Here is a 21,274-nt window from a genome sequence, read left to right as displayed (position 1 = left end):
CTTGTTGTCTTCCACTGTGCTGCAGCCACTGGACTGCGCTAGTCAAGCTGCGCAATGCGTGGTTGACGACATGCCCAGTGGCATGCTCGAGAGAAAACACCGTGGTGCACCGGTAACCGGATCCGAGAATTCAAGGGATCGCGCTACAAGCTCGAGCGGTTGCGAAAAATCATCGTATGCACGCGTCCGAAGCTCGGGATACATGTCATCTCCGACTATCGGCAAACCAAGTGCGCTCATATGCACCCGCAACTGGTGGGTTTTGCCGGTTCGAGGGTGCAACACATAGCGACGGTACAATGCGTGCGAACGCGTGCGGCCGACATGACGACGCTGCGCCGTATCTATGCCACCGGCACCAGTATTGACGCTGGCACCGCTACCGCGCAAACATGGCATATCCACACTGGCAGAACCGGTCTTGAGAGCAATGACATTGCTATGAGCCAGCTCAATGTCGGTTTCTGCATTGGGCATTCCGGGCACTTCGTAGGCTTGCAGGCGGCCGCGTTCCTTGACGATGTGCGAGCGGCGGCGCAGCGGGAAAACGCTCGGCGGATCGAGGCAGGCAACTGTCCCTGTTGGGGGACGAACAAGAGGTGCTGCCGGAGCCAAGCATTCATACGTTTTGACGGCACGATGCTCTTGGAACAGCGTCTGATACGCACCTCGCAAATTCGGTTCACGCACGAACAGCACCACTCCAGCCGTCATACGGTCCAATCGATGAGCGGGGACGATGCGTTCATCTCCGAACTGCTCACGCAAACGAATGAGCGCAGTCTGCCGGTACCACATGCCGCGCGGTGTAGTGGCCAGAAAATGCGGTTTATCCACCACAATGATGGACGCGTCGGCATAGAGTATCGGCAGGTCGAATGGAATTTCCGGCTCGTGAGTCACCCACCGGTGAGCACGACCGCGACCATGATCCTCGCCCCGACCTTCCTTGTCACGCATCGTACATCAATCCCACGCACGGTATGTGCATCACAACAGCACCGCTATTCGACTATTCGACAGTCACCGATTTGGCAAGGTTGCGCGGCTTGTCCACGTCGTAGCCTTTGAGACCAGCCATATCAAGCGCGAGCAACTGCAGCGGCACCACGTCGACCAGCGGGCTGAGCAGTGTGGGGCATGGAGGCCGCCAGAAGACCACATCGGCGTATTGTTCGGCATCCGGGTCGCCTTCTTCGGCGATAGCCACGGTGAATGCACCGCGCGCCTTCACCTCTTCGATACCCGAGATAACCTTGCTATGCAACGTATCCCGCCCTCGGGCCGAGGGCACAATCACCACAACCGGCTCGCCGGGCTCCACAAGCGCGATCGGCCCATGCTTCAGCTCCCCGGCAGCAAAACCTTCCGTGAAGGTGTATGCAATCTCCTTGAGCTTGAGTGCACCTTCCATAGCGACCGGATAGCCCACATGGCGCCCCAGGAAGAGGAACGAATGAGCGTTCAGCAATCGCTCGGCGGCACTCTTCACCGTATCGCTCTGCGTGTCAAGCACCCACTGAATCTTCTGCGGCATGGCCTTAAGCTGAGAGACAATATTGTGGATCTCATCGGTGTACAGCGTGTTCTTCACCTGAGCCAAGTACAAGCCAAGCAAGTACGCCGCCACGATCTGAGCCACAAATGCTTTGGTGGACGCCACCGCAATCTCCGGTCCGGCATGGGTATACAGCACCGCATCGGACTCACGAGGAATACTGGAACCTTGCGTGTTGCAGATGGCGAGCACGCGAGACCCCTGTTCACGTGCATGCCGCAGCGCCATCAGGGTATCCATGGTCTCCCCTGACTGTGAAATCGCGACCACGAGCGTGCGCGGGGTGAGGATCGGGTCTCGGTAGCGGAACTCGTGAGCCAGCTCCACCTCGACGGGGATACGTACCCAATGTTCAATCGCGTACTTGGCCACCATGCCGGCGTAGCTTGCAGTGCCGCACGCCACCACGATGATCTTGTCTACCGAGCGGAACACCTCCGGCTCGATACGCACTTCGTCCAGCACAATATCGCCGCCGGCGTTGAACCGGCCGAGCAAGGTATCGTTGACTGCCGCTGGATCTTCATGGATCTCCTTGTCCATGAATGAATCCCAGCCGCCCTTCTCCGCAGCTCCAGCATCCCAATCCACAGTAAAGCGCTTGGAATCCGTGACCGGGTTGCCCTCAAAGTCAGTCACGGTCACATCTTCACCGCTGATGCACACCGCCTCGTCCTGGCCTAATTCCATGGCCTCTTTGGTATGGGCCACGAAGGCTGCCACGTCGGATCCGAGGAAGTTCTCATGCTCTCCCAATCCCACAACCAATGGGGAATCATGCCGGGCGCCCACAACGATGTCAGGCTGCCTGGAATCGACGGCGAGAATGGTGAACGCTCCAACCAGCATGCGCGCTACACGGCGCAGCGCCTCGAACAAGTCAGGTTTGCCGGTCGACTCGATAATGTCGTTGGCGGCACGGCCAAGCAGCTTGGCTGCCACTTCGGAATCGGTTTTGGATAAAAATGTGACACCTTGGGTCTGCAGGTTCATGCGCAGCTCACCGGCGTTTTCGATGATGCCGTTGTGAATGATGGCGATGTTGCCGTCTTCGCTGGCATGCGGATGTGCATTGACGTCACTCGGTTCACCGTTAGTAGCCCAACGGGTATGCGCGATGGCCGAGGTCGCTGCCGGAAGCGGATTGTGGTCAAGATCCGCTTCCAGATTGGCAAGCCTGCCAGCTTTCTTGCGTACTTCAGCGCGCTCCAGTCCTGGCGCAACCACGGCCACCCCAGCCGAGTCATAGCCACGATATTCCAAACGAGCAAGGCCTTCCATGCACACGTCAAGCGGCTTGCCGCACGCGGTCATGCAACCTGCATATCCTACGATTCCACACATACTGCCCCATGGTACGTGACCCTCATGAAAAAGCAACACTCTTTTTCATGAGAGTCATGTCACAGCGCTTAAGAGAATCTGACTACAACACATGGTTCAGGAATTCAGCGAACCGGGTACTATCCGGATGATCGATAATGTCGGAACCGCCGTGCTCCACCACCACACCGCCGTCCATGAAGACGACCTGATCGGCCACTTCCTTGGCGAAGCCGATCTCGTGAGTCACTACGATCATGGTCATACCGTCATCAGCCAGGCCGCGCATCACTTTGAGCACTTCGCCGACCAGCTCGGGGTCGAGCGCAGAAGTAGGCTCGTCGAACAACATAATTTTGGGATTCATGGCAAGAGCTCTGGCGATGGCCACGCGCTGCTGCTGTCCGCCTGAGAGCTGCATAGGGTAATAGTCAGCACGATCAGCCAGCCCGACTCTCTTCAATTCTTTGAGCGCTTGCTCCTGCGCTTGTGCTTTGGGCACTTTGGCTACATGGACCGGCGCTTCCATCACATTCTCCAGAGCGGTCATGTGTGGGAAGAGATTGAAGCGTTGGAATACCATACCCAACTGTGCTCGCTGCGCAGCCACCTCTTTTTCATTGAGCGTCTGCAGCTTGTCTTCCCCACCGCGATTGACATGCTTGAAGCCCATGAGTTCACCGTTGACTTCGATGCTGCCGGCGCTCAAGGTCTCCAGTTGGTTGATAAGCCTCAGCATGGTTGATTTCCCTGATCCAGAGGGGCCGAGAATCACGGTTACGGTGCCTGGTTCGACGGTCAAATCAACGCCTTTAAGTACATGCACTGGGCCGAATGCCTTGTGTACCCCTCGCGCCTTGACTGCGGGAACCGTGGCGCTCCCGCTGCCGGTTTGTTGTTCTGCCACTGCTGCCTTACTAGGCTGTACTGTTGCTGTTGACATGTTAAAGCCTTTCTTATGCATTCAAACCGAGAAATGCGCTATCTACCGTCTTGCCCGAAGCGGCGATGTTGCCGGATTCGACATTCGATTCACCCGCTGATGCAGCACCGTCAGTTTGTACGCTGCTCTGCTTACTGAACCCTTTGCCGAAATATTTTTCCAACCTGGACTGCAGTACCATGAGTACCGAGGTAATGAGCAGGTACCAGATACCGGCCACCAGTAGCAACGGAATGGGCTTGTAGATGCGATTCGCAATGGTGGTGGTGGCAAACTGCAGTTCAAGGGTGAAAGGAATGGCCATGACCAGTGAAGTGGTTTTGAGCATACCGATGGTCTCATTGCCCGTTGGCGGCACGATGATACGCATAGCCTGCGGCAAAATGATGCGGCGCATAATCTGACCGCGACTCATACCCAACGCCTGCGCGGCTTCTTCTTGGCCTAGATCAACCGCATCGAGGCCGGTGCGCACAATTTCCGCGAGGTACGCCGCCTCATTGAGGGACAGTCCCAGCAGTGCCGCCAGGAAGCCAGGCTCGATGAGGTTGTTCACGTCCTGCGAACTGATTGACCAGAACGCGATATCCGTGAAAGGAATACCCAAGGAAATCCTCGGCACCAGCACTACGAACAGCCCCCAGAACACCAGCTGCGTGTAGACAGGCGTGCCACGGAAGAACCAGATGTAGAACCAGCTGACACCGCGCAGTACCGGGTTCACTGATTTGCGCATCACGGCCAGCACGACTGCCAGCACTATGGCTATTATCATGGCACCAACGGTGAGAATCAATGTCCAGCCGATGCCGTCCAACACATTCTCGTCAAACAGGTAATGCCAAACTACCGGCCATTCGAGCTTGTCGTTCGTGACCAATCCGTGTGCCAGTCCGAGCGCCAGCAAAGCTACAATGATGCCGGCGACGATAGACCCAGGACGCTTGACCGGCAACGCCTCGATGGGATTCGGTATCTCTGATTGCTGGGTACGCTGATGATGCATGGCGCCTTCTTTCTTAGGTGACCGCTCAAAGCAATACGCGGTATGTAGTGTTGCTGTAGATAAAGAAACGGATAATTATTGGAAGTGACGTTACTTATGCCACTGCGGATGAACCTTGTAACAGTTGATTGCTCGTCAGTCCGCTCTTGAATGTCGCTCTAAACCCCAATAAGCGAATCCACACGCGCATCGTCGTCTAGCCACACGACTCGCGCAAGGACTTCCCTCGGTCTCGATACGCGTCTGAGCATCAGTCATCATTCACCTCAGGATTGATCTCCGCCCGCTCAATAGCTCCGGACTCCACGCCCCAATATTTGAGGATTTTCATATACGTGCCATCGTCAATCAGCTTATTAAGGGCGGCTTGCATGGCTTTGGCCGCTGCAGTATCCCCTTTCTTCACAGCTATGGCTTGCGGGATGACACCAATTTGACTGCCGAGTTCTTGCAATGCTTTCCCGGTTTGCTGTACCGCGTATCCGCCAACTGTAGCGTCCGAATAGAAAGCATCGGCTTTGCCGGTTGTCACCGCAGTGGTTACGTCGGTTTGCAAGCTCATTGATTGAACATGCAGTGGCTTATCCTGTTTGACTTTGCATTGTTGCTTGGCATCAAGCAAATCTTCTTCTTGCATGGTGCCTGTCTGCACAGCAACGGTTGTACCGCAGAGATGATTGATATCCACCTTGCGTGGGTTGCCTTGCTGCGTGACAAACCGGGAGCCACCGGCATAATCGGTGATGAAATCCACAACCTCCATACGATCTGGAGTGATGGTAAAACCGGAGATGCCTACATCGTATTTATATCCGATTCCTGGAATGGCGGAATCAAACGGGGTGTAGATTGTCTGCTCACGCAATCCCATCACCTTAGCTATAGCTTTGGCGATGTCAATCTCAAAACCGACGGCCGTTTTACCGTCTTGCGCCACGAACTCCACAGGCGCATAGGTTGTTTCACTGCCCACGGTCAATACGCCGTCTTCAGAGATCTCCTTCGGCACTTTTGCCATGACCTCCGGGTCTGCAGCTATATGGCTCACATCGTAGCCGGGAATAGTGGCGTTCGCACCTCGGGCGTCAGAGGTGCCGCACGCTCCTAGAGATCCCAACAACGCCAATGCACTTGCTGCAGCGCATATGTTTTTTACATATTGCCGAACCATATACCACCTCTCCCCTAGCAAATCTGTATTACCGTTCACTCAAGCATAACACATACTATCCACAAGAAAGAATATTTATTCATACTCATATCAATATTCACACCACCACATATTTTGATCATCTAGAGCTGCTTCATACACAGCTTATACAAGCTCGACGGCACATCACTACATCCACTCACACCTAATGGAAAAGATTCCCGACCAGGCACCATTGCCGATCTAATATGAGCAGAGTGTCCAGCTCTTCATTGCTGGACACCCTCAACACTTTGCAATTTATTTATAGCAACTATGCGGCGGACAACGGCAAACCTAGACTGCCACAAATATCACCACCCAGAATACCGCCGAGCAGATACGCCTGTTTGATACTGAATTTACTTTGACCCATCCAGTTCAGCGTCGCTTTGACATCGCTATCGTCCCACTTATCTGGATTAGTAAGCACCAACACTGACTTTTTAGAACCAGCAAGAGCACTACCAACAAGAGCATCCGGGAAATTAGCACCCGTTGCAAATACTGGGTTTGAGAAGCCTAGTGTACCGTCTTTGACTGCATACTTGGCAATTGCCCCACTAGTGGCATATCGAGTTGCGCCCTGAACCCGGTCCACACTGCGCACACCAGCGGAGCGCACTTGCGATTCCACCTTTGACGGAACTGCTCCAGTACCACCGAGCACCACTACTCGATTAAACCCGCGTGCTTTGATGTCGGCAACCGTTTTAGCATCCAACCCAGAGTTACTGTCAGCAAGGAAAATAGGAGATTTCTTTGCATATGCGTAGGGAGATATGGAAAGCGCATCCGCAAATCCACCGCCTGTAGTCACAATGGCAGTATCAGACCACTTCACACCAAAGGTGGAAGCACCTTGCTCATAAATCTTGGCAGCTGTATCGTACCTTGTGCTTCCTGCTATACGAACCACGCCATTCGCTGGAACCAAACCAGCAACCGAACGTTCCACTTGTGCCGAGACCGCACCGGTACCACCGGCAATAATTACGCGGGACGGCTTTAGACGAGTAATCTGGCTCTTGGCTTGTACTGACAAAGTTGCTGGATCCGTGAGCATCACTGGGGCGTTTAATCCACCTGCCAGACCGGCAGCAGACAACGCATCAGGATAGTTATCGCCGCTCGCCAGTATCACTGTCGAGGACTTGCCAGGAAAAGCTTCCGACACTACCTGACTGGCCGTGTCGTATCGAAGATTACCTGCTAGTTTCTTAGGAGTGACACCAAATTGTATATTGCTGATTTTACTTTGGCATGCTGACCCCTGAATAGGAGAAAAATCAGTAATCGGATTATAACTAATATCGAGATCGAGCCTTGCAACAGGTTTCATTGATTCGAGTAATGTTTTCAAAGGCAGAATATTCCGAATCTGATTATTTTTGATAAACAATACCGTTAGACCTGTTAAACCTTGCAATGCATCAATATTGCTAATACGGTTGTCACTCAAATCTAAGTATGTGAGCTTCCGTAAATCACGAAGAGGAGTCAGATCAGATACTTGCGTTCCAATAAAGTGTATACTTGTTAAGCTCGTGAATACTTGTATACCCTCAATACTCTTAATTGCACTAATTAATTCCCAACTCGGATGAGGATTAGGATCAGTGAACACTGTATCGATATATGTTACTTTAGATATCGCTTTACTGGTCAAAATACTATCTGATTTTGTATTAGTAAACCACGACATCAATTCAGCAAAGTTAGGATCGGGGAAGCATTGACGCACCGTAGACTTATCAGGTACGCATGCCGTCTTGGCAGACACCGCGTTACTCGAGATTGTCGACTGGGAAACATCATCTGCTTGTGCAGAAGTTGCGGATGCCACAAATGACGCAAGTAACGTTGTACCTGCGGCAATACTGGCTGCTAATTTTTTCATTAATCCTACGTGTCTTTTTGACATGGGACATCCTTAACATGCTATTAAGAAACTGCGTTGCATCGCTCTCAACTTCTGGCGACCGTGCACAACACTATGTTGCACATGTGATCTATATTACATAAACTAATTCAACTCGACAACACTTGTTACATCCAGACATTCAATATGAGGTGAACTGGTGTTCCCAATTATGCTGCAATCAATATGGAAGACGGTTCTTATACCTCATCACGCGCAGGGCCTCGCGCTTATCTTGTTCCTCACGCAAGGCTTGTCGCTTGTCATATTCTTTCTTACCTCGAGCTAGAGCAACCTCGACTTTCACTCTGCTTCCTTTGAAGTACAAGCGCAACGGCACAACAGTATATCCCTTGGCATCGGTCTGCCGGCTGAGTTTGGCTATCTGAGCAGCATGCAGCAACAACTTGCGCTTACGCTTGGGAGCGTGATTGTTCCATGTACCGTTAAAGTACTCAGGAATGTTGGCATTCTCCAGCCATACTTCGCCACGCCTGTCGATGGAAACAAATGACTCTGCCAGCGAAGCCCTGCCCTCACGCAGCGACTTCACCTCAGTTCCAGTCAGAGCCACACCTGCTTCGTAAGTGTCTTCAATAACATAGTCATGGCGCGCTCTGCGATTCTGTGCAACATTCACCTCAATAGGCTGTTTGTTATTCGCCATACTTGTCCCCAACCTTGTGTCCACTACTCTGTCTAAGACGGTATCTCTTATCCCAACTGTACATGATTGACATGCAGCAAACACCACCACGTAGCAGTGACGTACTTTCAACTCAATGCCCTATAAACCTATCTGAGTAATCAGCGATGAATATACTCATAAGCTCCCAAATTACCAGTCAAAGTCTCACGTGCCGGGAAGGTCGCAAAACCCTTGCCGCCTTCAGAAATCACAATCGAGTTGCTGAAGATACCCTCCACAATCGCCACATGCCCACAAGTAGAATCAGCAGTCCAATGTCCGCCTACACTTTGTCCAGCAGCAAACACCACTATGTCGCCGACTTCTCGCGGAGTACGATCAACACTATACCCTTTACGCCGCGCAGAATCTGCCCACTGTGCGCCATTACCAAAATAATCACCTACAGGCAATCCAAGCTGGTGACGGCGTATATAAGCCCACAATGTGCAATTTCGCCCTGGGTACGAGCTATAACCTTGACCAGAATCACCTGACGGATGACCAGCATAACCAGCTGAGGGGGCACTAGGCGCAGGAGCGACTTGAGCTGGCGCCTTCCCTGTAGAAACCTGCTGTGCTCCTCCTGAGTGGGCGTTTACAGTGGTGTACTGCGGAGCTACACTTTGGTTCATCTGGTCGATCTTCGCACCCAAAATCGTAATATCAGCAGCCTGCCTGGCAGAAGCACTCGTCAACTGACTCTTCTGAGACTCCAACCTCTCACGAGCAGCAGCACTCTGATCACGCAACGCCTGCAAACTCGCCTGCTTAGCAGAAGCAGCATCATACGCCTGCTGAGCCGAAGCCGCCTGCACATCAGCCTGACTCTTCAACTTCCCAATCTCCCGCTCAATAGCAGACAACCGCTGCTTACGATTCTGTGAAGTGTTCAACGTCACGGCATCGTCTGCAGCCGCATTAGCCTCACTACGAGTCACCGCAGCAGAAGACTGCATCTTATCAACAAAATCCTGCGTCGTAGAAGACTTCGTCACCACATCCATCACCGTCGACGCCTCGGAACCATGAAAACTATCCCGAGCCTGCTGAGCCACACCGGCCTTGGCATCATCATAATCAGCACCGGTCTGCCTGATCTGCTGCTCCAGATTAGCCTTATCCTTCTTCGCAGCAGCCAACCTATCCGACGTGGACTGAGCCAGACTCTTCGCCTGCGACGCAGAATCCTCAGCCTTCTGAGCATCAGCCTGAGCATCAGGAATCTTATTGGACGTCAAATCATCAAGCTGCAGAATCTGATTCGCCAAATCCTGATTCACACCAGCCAACTGCTTCTTCAAATCAGCCTGCTCAGCCACACGCTGCTGATACTCATTCACCACACTGGCCCGCGCCTGCGGCACACCAGCCGACAACACAAACGCACCCGAACTCAACACTGTGACAGCCGACACCAACAAACCAGCCACCACATTCACACGCCGCATCCTACCCATAGAAATTCACCATCCTTATGCAACTAAGCACCCATTGTACAGGACTAAGCTTGAACCCGTGTCGCACGAGCAATTGCAACATTTCGAGGCAACAACTCATACTTTCAGATACCGTCGCAGCGATATTGCGGAGGCAATGGCAGAAAGCACGGCAGCACCCACAATCAGCGCAGGTGCCGTCAACCACACTGTGGTCTGGTCGATAAACGGCATCCATTGCACCGATTTGGCGATGCCATCGGTAATGAACACTTGTACGATGGCGCTCAGCGCCGCGGATGCCAACACCGATCCCAGGAATGATGCAAATACACCTTCTAGGATGAACGGCAATCGTATCGTCCAATTCGAAGCTCCGACGAACCGCATGATCTCCGTCTCGTTCTTTCGGCTCGCCGCACTCATGCGGATAGTCGTGCCGGTCAGCAGCACCGCAACAATCACCATTACCACAGCCAGCACAACAGTGACCGCTGTGGCTTTGTTCAGTATGCTGAACACAGGGTCGAATATCTGACGCTGATCCAGCACTTCCTCCACTCCCGTTTTGCCGGTGAGTATCTCGGACACCTCTTGGTATTTTGTGGGATCCTTGAGTTTGAGCCGCAGCGAATCCTGCATGTCGGCCGCGGTCAAGGTCCTCCCTTGATAGACGCCATCCGGGTACTGCTTGAGGAACGTGTTCTTGTAGAACTCATCGCGGCTCTGATAGGTGATTTTGGATACCACATCGCTCAGATCACTGTTGATTTTGTCCTCCAGATCAACGATCTCCCCTTGTGTTGGAGCCTTGCCACTGGAGCAGTTGGCCACTTGGCTGGTGCCATCCGGGCACAGCCACACCACGACTTCTACTTCCTTGTACCAGTCGCCCTTGGCCTTGGTAACCTGGGCCTGCATGAGCGCTGAAGCACCGATGAAAACGAAAGAGATGAAGGTGACCAACATCACCGATAAAATCATGGAGACATTTTGACGAAGGCTCGTCCATGTTTCCGAAATAATGAACCGCAATCTCATTGCTGACCTTCTCCTCTATCTGTACCCTGCTGTCGCTCTGCCGAACCATTTGATTGGCTGCGAGCAGTTCTCCCATTCTCGGCATGACGCGCAGCAGACTCGTTCCGTACCCCGTTTTCTTCTTTGACATGCTGCTGAACTTGCTCTTTCATGGAAGTCTCTGCACCAGCTTTGCGAGCGCCACCCTTGGGCTTCAAATCGCCGATGCCGCGCCCCCATGTCATCGTGGTCTCAGCTGATTGGAACACTTCGCCGTACCGCCCTGTTCTGCCTGAGTGCACTGAGTTGGCCAATCTGGCAATACCATCATCGCCGCTGGCAGTAGCATTTACCGCATCAACTACCGCATCCATAGCCTGACGAGTGTCTTCGGAACGATTGCGCCGTCGCACAGAACGATTATCCGTCTGTGCTGTTTGCATTGCCGGTGCCGCCTGAGTCCCCTGCATCGTCTGCTGCACTTGCAATGGCTGCACCGCAGATACTGAGTCTTGTGGCGCCTGCGCCCTGCTTGGAGCCGCTGCAGCAGGAACCGGTACGGAGTTATGCATCACCGGGTCGATGACCTGCGCGGCTTTCGACTCCACTTCGGCATCCGGGAAGTACAGAGCCGAATCATAGGAACCATGAGCCTCGTTACGCACAATCTTGCCGTTATGCAGCTCTACGACGCGCTTGCGCATCGAGTTGACGATTTCCTCGTTGTGCGTGGCCATCACAATCGTGGTGCCGGTACGGTTGATGGCATCGAGCACCTCCATGATGCCAAGCGAAGTGGTGGGGTCGAGGTTTCCTGTAGGCTCATCGGCCAACAGCAACTGCGGATGGTTCACATAGGCGCGAGCAATGGCCACTCGCTGCGCCTCTCCACCAGAAAGCTCATGAGGATAACTCCGCTCTTTGCCGCTCAAACCAACTGTTTCCAACACTTTGGGCACCAAGGAGCGAATCGTGGACCGATTGGTGCCGATCACTTCCAAGGCAAACGCGACATTCTGCCACACGGTCTTGTTGTTGAGCAGCTTGTAATCCTGGAACACGAACCCTATGGAACGCCGGTACTGCGGCACCTGACGGGACGTCAAACGTCGCAGATCACTGCCGGCCACACGAATCTCCCCGTCGGTGGCTTCTTCTTCTCGCAACAACAAACTCAGCAGCGTTGTCTTGCCTGAGCCCGAAGCACCCACCAAGAAGACGAAGTCTCCTCGATCGATGTTCAGATCGATCGAGTCCAGTGCTGCTCTGGTGCCCTTCGGATAAATCTTCGTGACCTTGTCCAGTGTGATTAGCGCCATCCGCTCTCCTTCAGTTCGGAAGAAGCCCCGGTACGAGATGTACCCTGAACTCCGGCCTGACAGGCGTTGCCTGTGTAATCCATACAACCCATAACACTACAACTTCACGACACCTGACGGTACCGCATACATATCTGCCCAAATACCTGATGAACTATGTGAGTTCACCGGTGCATTCTTCCCTTGTTTCAGGGTGAATACGCTAGCTCTCGGCAGTCTGCCGCCGCTGTTCATGCCGCCAGCGAATGCCGGCATCGATGAATCCATCGATGTCACCGTCAAACACCGCTTGAGTCTGCGCGGTTTCAAAACCGGTACGCAAATCCTTGACCATCTGGTAAGGGTGCAGCACGTAGGAACGCATCTGATCACCCCAACTGGCTTTGATGTCGCCGGCCAGTTCCTTCTTCTTGCGAGCCTCTTCCTCATGGCGCAGCACCAGCAGCCTGGATTGCAGCACAGCCATGGCGGCGGCTCGATTCTGGATTTGGCTTCGCTCATCCTGCATCGTCACCACAATATTCGTGGGCAAATGGGTAATGCGCACCGCGGAATACGTGGTGTTCACTCCCTGACCGCCAGGACCGGACGAGCAGTACGTATCTACCCTAATATCTGAATCCGGAATATCAATATGGTCGGTGGCCTCCACCAGAGGCACGACCTCAACTGCCGCGAAACTGGTCTGACGCCGGCCTTGATTGTCAAACGGCGAGATACGCACCAGACGGTGCGTGCCTCCCTCCACCGAGAGTCTGCCATACGCATAGGGCGCATCCACTTGGAATGTGGCCGATTTGATGCCCGCCTCTTCAGCGTATGAGGTATCCATCACCTTCGCCTTATAGCCGTTGCGCTCGGCCCAGCGAAGATACATACGCAGCAGCATTTGCGCGAAGTCTGCCGCATCCACGCCGCCGGCACCCGAGCGAATCGTCACCACAGCGGAACGCTCGTCATACTCGCCGTCAAGCAGCGTCTGAATCTCCATCTGGTCGAGCTCAGCCTGCACGACAGCCACTTGCGCTTTGGCCTCCGCCATGGAATCGGCATCATCCTCTTCCTGCCCCAACTCAAACAACGTTTCCACGTCATCGAGCTTGGCTCCGATGGATTCCAGCTTCTTCAACTGTCCCTGCAGCGCCGAGAGCTGACTGGTCACCTTCTGCGCGTGCGCGGTGTCATCCCATAAATCCGGTTTGGCTGCTTCCTGTCCCAACTCATCAATCTGGGACTTCAACCGATCCACATCCAGCGCCTGGGATATCGAATCGAACTTGGTGCGCGCTTCGCCCAAGCTCTGTGAAAAATCAAAATCTGCCATCATTCGCCCTTACTCACTGCCTACCGATTATCTGTGCCGGTTCCGGCAAGTCAATCAAAACACGGAGAATATCGCAGGAACGACCACCGCCAGCAGCATGGCGACCACAACGACGATGCACGTCAGCTTCGTCATTCGCTCGCGCCTCGCCCTCCGCTCCCGCTCATTCCTATAGTCATTCACGCTCGCCATTGTATCTGTGACGCCTGATTTCGCCATGCCTTGTGAATCAATCCCATACTTGATCAAAAGACATGCCACGAGAACTATGATATAGGCACACGGCACCGCTACACTAAGCAGTAATCAGTTCCGTAACGAGCAGTGCACGTTTCGGCCGACACCTGCAGGAGGACGTATGAACGAACAACGCAAAGCATGGGGCTGGGGTCTGGCCTCCATCGACGAACAAGGCGAAACACTGGATGTGTGGTTCCCCGAAGCCCATCTCGGCGAAGTACCGGACAAGAGTTCGATGCCAAATCATCGTTTCGGCACTTTAGTTCGCAATGAGGCGGATGCACGAGGCATACGCCGTGAGGCCATGTTCGTGCAATCCAATCTTGACGACCCGGTCAATGGTGCCGCAGATGCCTATCTGCGTCTGCATCTGCTCAGCATGCGCTTGGCTGCGCCGAACACACTGAACCTTGACGGCATCTTCGCCGAACTCTCCAACGTAGTATGGACGAATATGGGTCCGTTTGCCGTACCGAACTTTGCACAACGCAAGCTTGACGCGACGGCCGTCGGCAACGACGTGACCGTACTGAGCATTGACAAGTTCCCGCGCATGGTGGATTACGTCGTGCCCGAAGGCGTGCGCATAGGCGATGCCGACCGTGTACGCCTTGGCGCGCACCTGGCCGCAGGCACGACCGTGATGCATGCCGGATTCGTCAATTTCAACGCAGGTACGCTCGGCACTTCCATGATTGAAGGCCGTGTATCGCAAGGCGTGGTGGTGGGTGACGGCTCCGACGTCGGCGGTGGTGCTTCGATTATGGGCACGCTCTCGGGTGGCGGCAAGCTGCGCAACTCCATCGGTGAGCACAGCCTGCTTGGCGCAAACTCGGGTATCGGCATCAGTCTTGGCGACAACTGCGTAGTGGAGGCCGGCCTCTATGTCACCGCCGGCACGAAGATCACCCTGTTCGACAAGGCGAAGCTGGCTGCCGGAGAGCCGATGGAGATCGTCAAGGGCGCAGATCTTTCCGGCAAAGACAACATCCTCTTCATCCGCAACTCCGTGACCGGCACCATTGAGGCGCGCCACCGCAAGACAGGTATCGAACTCAACAAGAAGCTGCACAAGAACTAAAACCAAAATCTGCAATACCAATCAGCCTCTAGCAACCATCTCGCACTCGCAAGGGCTGCTAGAGGCCGTGCTTGAATCTACTCGTATGCGGTAAGTGTCGCCAGACTGCAAAGTCTGATACATGCGCACTCTCATCAAGCTCCGCTTACGTGGGCATGATGAGAGTCAACACAATAAACACCATGCGCAGAAAATGTATCCTGTCTACTCGCGGACGGTGAGAATTTCGGGGCCGCGTTCCGTGATGGCGATGGTGTGCTCAGTGTGGGCACCGCGCGAACCATCGGCACTGCGCAGCGTCCAGCCATCACCCTGATCCTGGTAGATTTCATCAGTGGTTTTCATAAACCACGGCTCGATGGCGATGGTCAGGCCCGGACGCAGCTTATAGCCATGATGTGCTCGGCCATCGTTGGCCACATGTGGATCGGCATGCATCACACGACCGATGCCATGCCCGCCAAATTCAAGGTTGACGCTGTAGCCCTGCTCATGCGCGACCTCACCCACCGCAGAAGAGATGTCGCCCAGACGATTGCCCGGCTGAGCTGCGGCGATGCCTGCCACGAGTGCGTCCTCGGTGCATTTGATAAGACGCAGATCCTCAGGATCGGGGTGAGCTCCGACCACAAAACTGATGGCGGAGTCCCCGCACCAACCGTTCACACTCACGGCAAGATCGAGACTGAGCAGGTCTCCTTCCTTGAGGTTGTAGTCGTAGGGCACACCGTGGAGCACAGCATCGTTGACAGAAGTGCAAATATAGTGTTTGAACGGGCCGGTGCCGAAGTCGGGCGCATAATCCACATAGCAGGATTCGGCGCCTTTGCAGCTTTCGATGCGCTGGCGCACGATGTCGTCAATCTCAAGCAGGTTCGTGCCGACCTTGGTGACTTCCTTGAGTTCTTTCAAAATACTGCCGACAAGGCGTCCGGCAGGTTTCATCGCCTCTATCTCGGCGGGGGTCTTCAGTTCAATCATGCCTCTAACCCTACTGCGCGTTCCCAACATCGAAACTACACCGGCAGTGCTCTGCCGCAACACTGTGCTGCCACGAGGTTTAGCCATACCTATGCTCAGGTGCCGGTGTCATCGAAGCCGCGTAGAGTGGTGACATGGTTACTTCTCACATTTCAGGTATTGATCCTTCCTCGTTCTCTTCGGTCATTACACCGGGAGACGATTTATTCCGTTTCGTGAACGGGCCGTGGGTGGACACCTACAGCCTTCCCGAAGACCGGGCCCGCTACGGTTCGTTCGACAAGCTCGCCGAGGATGCGGAACGCCAGGTTCGCGACATTCTTGAGGATGCTGACTGCCCGGCACACAAGTCCCAGGCGCTCTACCGTTCTTTCCTGAACACCGATGCCATCGAAGAGGCGGGCATCGGGCCCATCAGCGCCGATTTGGAACGCATCGATCAGGCAGACAGCAAGATTGACCTGACTCGGGCGCTTGGCGCGCTCGACCCTGCCGACGGACCGAGCTTGTTTGGATTCGGCGTGTATGGTGACCCGGACAATCCTGAGATGAATATTCTGCACTTGGAACAAGGCGGCATCGGACTGCCTGATGAGGCTTATTATCGAGAAGACCGGTATCAGCCAGTTCGCGAGCAGTACAACGCCATGGTGGCGAAGCTGCTGGAATTGTCAGGCCGTGCATCCGATGCCAGTCAGGCATCTTCCCAAGCCAGTCGTTTCTTGGAAGTGGAAACCGCCATCGCTTCCCACCATTGGGACAATGTGAAGACGCGTGACTCCCAGCAGACCTACAACCCCACCGACTTCGATGAGCTTGCCAAGTCACTTGAGCATTTTGACCTTAACGCATGGATTGAGGCGTGGCAGCAGTCTTATGACGGCACCGCGGTGAGCAGTACTCAACCGGTTGATTTGAAAGCCGCAATGGCCAGGACCATCGTGCACGAACCGAGCTTCTTCTCCGGTCTGGATTCGTTCTGGGACCACACCAGCTTGGATGACTTGAAACTGTGGGCTTCGATCTCGCTTATCCGAGGCTGGTCCAGTGCGCTGAGCCACGATTTTGATGTGGCGCACTTCGATTTCTATGGTCGTGTACTCTCCGGCACCACGCAACAACGTGATCGTTGGAAGCGCGGTGTCTCCTTGGTCAACGGCATCTGCGGCGAGGACATCGGACGCGAATATGTCAAGCGCCACTTCCCCGAGACCTCCAAGCAGCGTGTGGAACAGCTCGTCACCAATCTTATCGACGCATACCACGTCTCCATCGAGCACAGCACGTGGCTGAGCGAGGAGACCAAAGCCAAGGCATTGGAAAAACTCTCTAAATTCACTCCGATGATCGGTTATACCAACCACTGGCGTGACTACAGCGCTCTCACGCTGAGCGCCGATGCCTCTCTGGTGGAGAATCTGCGTGCGGCATCCTTCTTCGAGAATGGAATCCAGCTTTCCAAGGTCGGCAAGCCTGTGGACCGTGAAGAGTGGGAAATGAACGCGCAGACGGTAAACGCCTACTATGACCCGTCCATGAACGTCATCGTGTTCCCTGCGGCCATCCTGCAACCTCCGTTCTTCAATCCGGATGCGGACGACGCGGCCAACTATGGCGGCATCGGCACCGTCATCGGACACGAAATCGGACACGGATTCGACGACCAGGGCAGTCAGTACGACGGTGACGGAAAGCTCCACGATTGGTGGAACGCCGAAGATAAGGCGAATTTCCAACAACTTACCGCCGCACTGATTGAGCAGTACAATGCATTCACCCCTTCCCAGCTGCTCGACAAGTATGCCGATAATCCCGATCAGGCGCCTCATGTGAACGGCGCTCTTACCATCGGCGAGAACATCGGCGATCTGAGCGGCGTCAACATCTCACTCAAGGCGTACGCATTCGCACTGGATAAAGCCGCCGGCAAGCCGGTTGACAGCTCTGCAGAAGGCATTGAACAGGCACTGGCAAGTGCCCCAGTGCTGGATGGGTTCACTGGTGTGCAGCGCTTCTTCCTCAGCTACGCCTCCATCTGGCGCACTAAGCAGCGCGATGAGCTCACCGAGCAGTACTTGCAGATCGATCCGCATTCTCCCTCGGAGTGCCGTACCAACGGCATAGCGCGAAACGTTGACCTGTTCTATCAGGCGTTTGACGTTACGCCGGATAACGCACTCTGGCTGGCTCCACAAGATCGCGTGCACATCTGGTAGTAGCAACTTTTGGTGTGCGTCCGCCATTACACACGTTCTCCTAAGTGCGCAGCGGACGCACACCACCGAGGTGGAAACGGCATTCTGCAACTGGTGCTGGCATCCGCCGATCGACGTGACCGACATGATGCCACATTGTCGGTCACGTCGCTACAGACCGCTGTTCGATCAGTGTATCGAAAAGAAATTTACACAACGCAGGTCCACCCCGTATATGCCTGGGCATCAGCATCATCTGATTCGCGCATTGTTCCGTTTGTATCAGTATGGGTCCTCACCAGTGGCATCAGCAGGTATGGGAATCATCTCACCCGATGCTGCGTGAGATGATTCGTTTTCCCACGGCAATGTGTGCTTATCGCGTATGTCGGTAGGCTCTGCACCTTGAACATGTTGTTCCAAGGGTTCGCGGTCTGTCTGCGCCGCGTTGTCAACTTCTGTTGTGCCTTCTGCAGATCCATGTTCAGCACGCCCTGCGCTGTGCTTGACAAACGTCGCCGTTCCCAGTGACAAATCATGCCCGATACCAGCCGCTTCCAACACGAGACGACTGCGAGTTTCACCGTTCACGCTCCACTCCTCGGCCCCTAACGAACCGGTGACAATAACAGGGTCCCCTTTGTGCACGCTATCCACCACGTGCTGCGCCAATGTGCGGAACGCTTTTACGACAATCCACACCGTAGGCCGGTTAACCCATTGGCCGCTCGTCTGATTGAAATATCTCGGGGTGTATCCGACGCGCAATGTGCAGCCAAGCAGTTCCTGTTCTCTGCCGAAGCGTTCTGGATCTGCACCTACAAAACCGCTGATAGTAACCGTTGCCCGTTGCATAGTGTCTCCTGTCTATCAAGTTGACTGCAGAGACAAAGCAATTATCAGCAACCCATCCTTGCAGAATGGACGCTTGCGCTGTTCAACCCAATGTCCGCCTTGCCTCTGCGGTGATACCAGTATGCGGCATCTCACCTCGGCACCGGTCATAAACAGAGTATTGTGGACGAAAGGTCAGCACCCCGGCGTGTCTGTGGATAACCCGAGAGGTCGGTTAGACATCATCAGCACAACAAATAGACATCTTCTACATATCTGCACAACTACATAACAAAACGGGGTCAGCGGTAACCGCCGACCCCGATCATTGCTCATACCTCCAGGTTGTTACGCGCGCAACGCCTCAAGCCTCGAGACGATAACGCCCGCCGCATCTTCAGCCGGCACGCTCTGCACCTGTTCACCGGTGCGATCGCGTACTTCAAGCGTACCGTTCTCGATGGTATCGCGCCCAGCAACCACTACCAACGGCACGCCGACAAGCTCGGCATCCTTGAACTTGACGCCCGGAGACACCTTTCTGCGGTCGTCGTAAATAACCTCAATGCCTTGCTGTTCCAGCTGCTCCACCAGTGATTCGGCGGCCTCGAACGCCTCTTCCTTCTTGCCGGTGGCCACCACATGCACCTGAGCCGGAGCAATATCGACCGGCCACGCCAAGCCCTTCTCATCATGATGCGACTCGGCGATGCACGCCATGACACGTGACACCCCAATGCCGTAGCTGCCCATCCAGACCGGCACGGCCTTACCGTTCTGATCAAGCACCTTGAGTCCCAGAGCTTCGGAATACTTGAGTCCCAGCTGGAACACTTGGCCAATCTCCACACCGCGTTGGAAGGACAACGGACCGGAACCATCAGGGCTCATGTCTCCCTCACGAACCTGAACCGCCTCAACCGTACCGTCAACCTCGAAATCGCGCCCATACACCATGTTGAATGCGTCCAAGCCCTCTTGGTCGCCACCGGTCACCCAGGCCGAACCACGAGCGATATGCGCGTCGAGCAGATAACGCACCGGCTGCTCCACATCAGCACCCTCGGCACGAGCCTGGGGCCCGAGCACCATCGGCCCGATGTAGCCCTTGACGAACTCGGGGTGTGCTTTGAGGTCATCCTCGCTCGCCTCTTCAATCTCCGCAGGAGCAAACTGAGCTTCGAGACGCTTCATATCAATCTGGCGATCGCCGGGAAGACCTACCGCCACAATCTCGCGCCACGGCTCATCATGCTCGTCGTCCTCAGCATGCTTGACCGCGATAATCACGTTCTTAAGCATGTCCGCCTGCTCCCAAGCGCGACCATCCTCACGCGGATACAGAGACTGGCACTGCGACACCATATCGTCAATCGAACGAGCATCAGGCAACGGCTTGAGTTCCATGGCTGCCGTACCCGAGCAATCAATCTCAGGCACATCAGGAGTCTTCAACGCCTCCACATTCCAAGCCTTGCCGCTGGGAGCCTGAGCAAAGGTGTCCTCACCAATGGCCAATGGAGAGAGGAATTCTTGAGACTCGAAACCACCCATCGGACCGGAGACAGCATGCACCATCACATAGTCCAAGTCAAGCCGCTGGAAGATGCGCTCGTACGCGTCACGCTCGTCGACGTATGCCTGCTTCAGCCCGTCCTCATCGAGGGTAAACGAATAACCGTCCTCCATGATGAATTCTCGGCCGCGAACCAGTCCTGCACGCGGGCGGAACTCGTCGCGGTACTTGGTCTGAATCTGGTAGAGCGTGAGCGGCAAATCCTTGTAAGACGAGTACATGTCCTTGACCAGCAGCGTGAACATCTCTTCGTGCGTGGGCGCCAGCAGATAGTCAGCACCGTGGCGATCCTTCAACCTGAAGATATTCTCACCGTATTCTTCCCAACGGTGAGTGGCCTCGTACGGTTCCCGCGGCAGCAGCGCAGGGAAGTGCACCTCTTGCGCACCGATGCCGTTCATCTCCTCGCGAACCACGGCCTCGACCTTGTTGAGCACCTTCAACCCCAACGGCAGCCACGTCCATACGCCCGGGGCCGCTTTACGGATGTAGCCGGCGCGCTGGAGCAGACGTGCGGAATCAACGTCGGCATCGGCCGGATCCTCACGCAGTGTGCGCAGGAACAATTGGGACATACGAAGTGCTTTAATCATACCTCAAAAATATGCGTCCGAGCCGACAAGAGCACAAGACAACC

At 54.7% G+C, this 21,274-nt stretch carries 15 protein-coding genes and 1 pseudogene; 2 read left to right on the top strand and 14 right to left on the bottom strand.

Going from position 1 to position 21,274, the window contains the following annotated elements; translation table 11 throughout:
• Positions 1–42: 42 nt before the first annotated feature.
• The 11 genes and pseudogenes from AC3B5A_RS07020 to prfB form a co-directional block, all read right to left on the bottom strand.
• Complete coding sequence (locus tag AC3B5A_RS07020) at positions 43–960, bottom strand: pseudouridine synthase (RefSeq protein ID WP_489799955.1); 918 nt, start codon at positions 958–960, stop codon at positions 43–45.
• 52 nt (positions 961–1,012) lie between these two features.
• The gene (gene glmS, locus AC3B5A_RS07015; protein WP_489799953.1) at positions 1,013–2,902 is read right to left on the bottom strand and encodes a glutamine--fructose-6-phosphate transaminase (isomerizing); all 1,890 of its coding nucleotides are present in this window, start codon (positions 2,900–2,902) and stop codon (positions 1,013–1,015) included.
• Positions 2,903–2,984: 82 nt separating this feature from the next.
• Entirely contained in the window at positions 2,985–3,824 is an 840-nt protein-coding gene (locus AC3B5A_RS07010; RefSeq protein ID WP_489799951.1) for an amino acid ABC transporter ATP-binding protein, read from the bottom strand.
• 13 nt (positions 3,825–3,837) lie between these two features.
• Complete coding sequence (locus AC3B5A_RS07005) at positions 3,838–4,830, bottom strand: amino acid ABC transporter permease (protein WP_489799949.1); 993 nt, start codon at positions 4,828–4,830, stop codon at positions 3,838–3,840.
• 250 nt (positions 4,831–5,080) lie between these two features.
• Positions 5,081–6,001, bottom strand: a complete 921-nt coding sequence (locus tag AC3B5A_RS07000) for an ABC transporter substrate-binding protein (protein WP_489799947.1) — start codon at positions 5,999–6,001, stop codon at positions 5,081–5,083.
• Positions 6,002–6,293: 292 nt separating this feature from the next.
• On the bottom strand, positions 6,294–7,919 hold the full coding sequence (locus tag AC3B5A_RS06995) for a cell wall-binding repeat-containing protein (RefSeq protein ID WP_489799945.1): 1,626 nt from the start codon (positions 7,917–7,919) through the stop codon (positions 6,294–6,296).
• Between the two features lie 202 nt (positions 7,920–8,121).
• Positions 8,122–8,607: an SsrA-binding protein SmpB gene (smpB, locus tag AC3B5A_RS06990; RefSeq protein ID WP_489760442.1), complete on the bottom strand. Its 486-nt coding sequence runs from the start codon at positions 8,605–8,607 to the stop codon at positions 8,122–8,124.
• 140 nt (positions 8,608–8,747) lie between these two features.
• Entirely contained in the window at positions 8,748–10,088 is a 1,341-nt protein-coding gene (locus AC3B5A_RS06985) for a CHAP domain-containing protein (RefSeq protein ID WP_489760444.1), read from the bottom strand.
• A gap of 96 nt (positions 10,089–10,184) precedes the next feature.
• Complete coding sequence (ftsX, locus tag AC3B5A_RS06980; protein WP_489799943.1) at positions 10,185–11,108, bottom strand: permease-like cell division protein FtsX; 924 nt, start codon at positions 11,106–11,108, stop codon at positions 10,185–10,187.
• Positions 11,109–11,313: 205 nt separating this feature from the next.
• Positions 11,314–12,406: pseudogene (ftsE, locus tag AC3B5A_RS06975) on the bottom strand (cell division ATP-binding protein FtsE); the annotation flags it as partial.
• 202 nt (positions 12,407–12,608) lie between these two features.
• Positions 12,609–13,730 carry a peptide chain release factor 2 gene (gene prfB / locus AC3B5A_RS06970; RefSeq protein WP_489760482.1) on the bottom strand — a complete coding sequence of 374 codons (1,122 nt, stop codon included), beginning with the start codon at positions 13,728–13,730 and terminating at the stop codon, positions 12,609–12,611.
• A gap of 358 nt (positions 13,731–14,088) precedes the next feature.
• Between prfB and dapD the strand changes: the two genes are divergently transcribed.
• Positions 14,089–15,051, top strand: a complete 963-nt coding sequence (gene dapD, locus AC3B5A_RS06965) for a 2,3,4,5-tetrahydropyridine-2,6-dicarboxylate N-succinyltransferase (RefSeq protein ID WP_489799941.1) — start codon at positions 14,089–14,091, stop codon at positions 15,049–15,051.
• A 204-nt stretch (positions 15,052–15,255) separates the two neighbouring features.
• Here dapD and map read toward each other — a convergent pair whose 3' ends face one another.
• Positions 15,256–16,032, bottom strand: a complete 777-nt coding sequence (gene map, locus AC3B5A_RS06960; protein WP_489799939.1) for a type I methionyl aminopeptidase — start codon at positions 16,030–16,032, stop codon at positions 15,256–15,258.
• A 134-nt stretch (positions 16,033–16,166) separates the two neighbouring features.
• Between map and AC3B5A_RS06955 the strand changes: the two genes are divergently transcribed.
• A complete protein-coding gene (locus tag AC3B5A_RS06955) occupies positions 16,167–18,248 on the top strand; it encodes a M13 family metallopeptidase (protein WP_489799937.1) in 2,082 nt (693 codons plus the stop codon).
• Positions 18,249–18,509: 261 nt separating this feature from the next.
• Here the strand turns inward: AC3B5A_RS06955 and AC3B5A_RS06950 are convergent, their stop codons facing one another.
• Entirely contained in the window at positions 18,510–19,082 is a 573-nt protein-coding gene (locus AC3B5A_RS06950) for a single-stranded DNA-binding protein (RefSeq protein WP_489799935.1), read from the bottom strand.
• Between the two features lie 327 nt (positions 19,083–19,409).
• A complete protein-coding gene (locus tag AC3B5A_RS06945) occupies positions 19,410–21,230 on the bottom strand; it encodes a proline--tRNA ligase (protein WP_489760452.1) in 1,821 nt (606 codons plus the stop codon).
• Between the last annotated feature and the right edge of the window lie 44 nt (positions 21,231–21,274).

Source organism: Bifidobacterium sp. ESL1133, from assembly GCF_058107325.1.
The sequence above is the reverse complement of the archived record's forward strand: the minus strand, read 5'-3'. Positions and strand labels throughout refer to the sequence as shown.

Coding starts and splice junctions, on each gene's coding strand:
- AC3B5A_RS06955 (WP_489799937.1), top strand. CDS start 16,167: ATGGTTACTTCTCACATTTCAGGTATTGATCCTTCCTCGTTCTCTTCG.
- AC3B5A_RS07000 (WP_489799947.1), bottom strand. CDS start 6,001: ATGGTTCGGCAATATGTAAAAAACATATGCGCTGCAGCAAGTGCATTG.
- AC3B5A_RS07020 (WP_489799955.1), bottom strand. CDS start 960: ATGCGTGACAAGGAAGGTCGGGGCGAGGATCATGGTCGCGGTCGTGCT.
- AC3B5A_RS07005 (WP_489799949.1), bottom strand. CDS start 4,830: ATGCATCATCAGCGTACCCAGCAATCAGAGATACCGAATCCCATCGAG.
- AC3B5A_RS06995 (WP_489799945.1), bottom strand. CDS start 7,919: ATGAAAAAATTAGCAGCCAGTATTGCCGCAGGTACAACGTTACTTGCG.
- AC3B5A_RS07010 (WP_489799951.1), bottom strand. CDS start 3,824: ATGTCAACAGCAACAGTACAGCCTAGTAAGGCAGCAGTGGCAGAACAA.
- map (WP_489799939.1), bottom strand. CDS start 16,032: ATGATTGAACTGAAGACCCCCGCCGAGATAGAGGCGATGAAACCTGCC.
- AC3B5A_RS06950 (WP_489799935.1), bottom strand. CDS start 19,082: ATGCAACGGGCAACGGTTACTATCAGCGGTTTTGTAGGTGCAGATCCA.
- smpB (WP_489760442.1), bottom strand. CDS start 8,607: ATGGCGAATAACAAACAGCCTATTGAGGTGAATGTTGCACAGAATCGC.
- AC3B5A_RS06985 (WP_489760444.1), bottom strand. CDS start 10,088: ATGGGTAGGATGCGGCGTGTGAATGTGGTGGCTGGTTTGTTGGTGTCG.
- ftsX (WP_489799943.1), bottom strand. CDS start 11,108: ATGAGATTGCGGTTCATTATTTCGGAAACATGGACGAGCCTTCGTCAA.
- dapD (WP_489799941.1), top strand. CDS start 14,089: ATGAACGAACAACGCAAAGCATGGGGCTGGGGTCTGGCCTCCATCGAC.
- AC3B5A_RS06945 (WP_489760452.1), bottom strand. CDS start 21,230: ATGATTAAAGCACTTCGTATGTCCCAATTGTTCCTGCGCACACTGCGT.
- glmS (WP_489799953.1), bottom strand. CDS start 2,902: ATGTGTGGAATCGTAGGATATGCAGGTTGCATGACCGCGTGCGGCAAG.
- prfB (WP_489760482.1), bottom strand. CDS start 13,730: ATGGCAGATTTTGATTTTTCACAGAGCTTGGGCGAAGCGCGCACCAAG.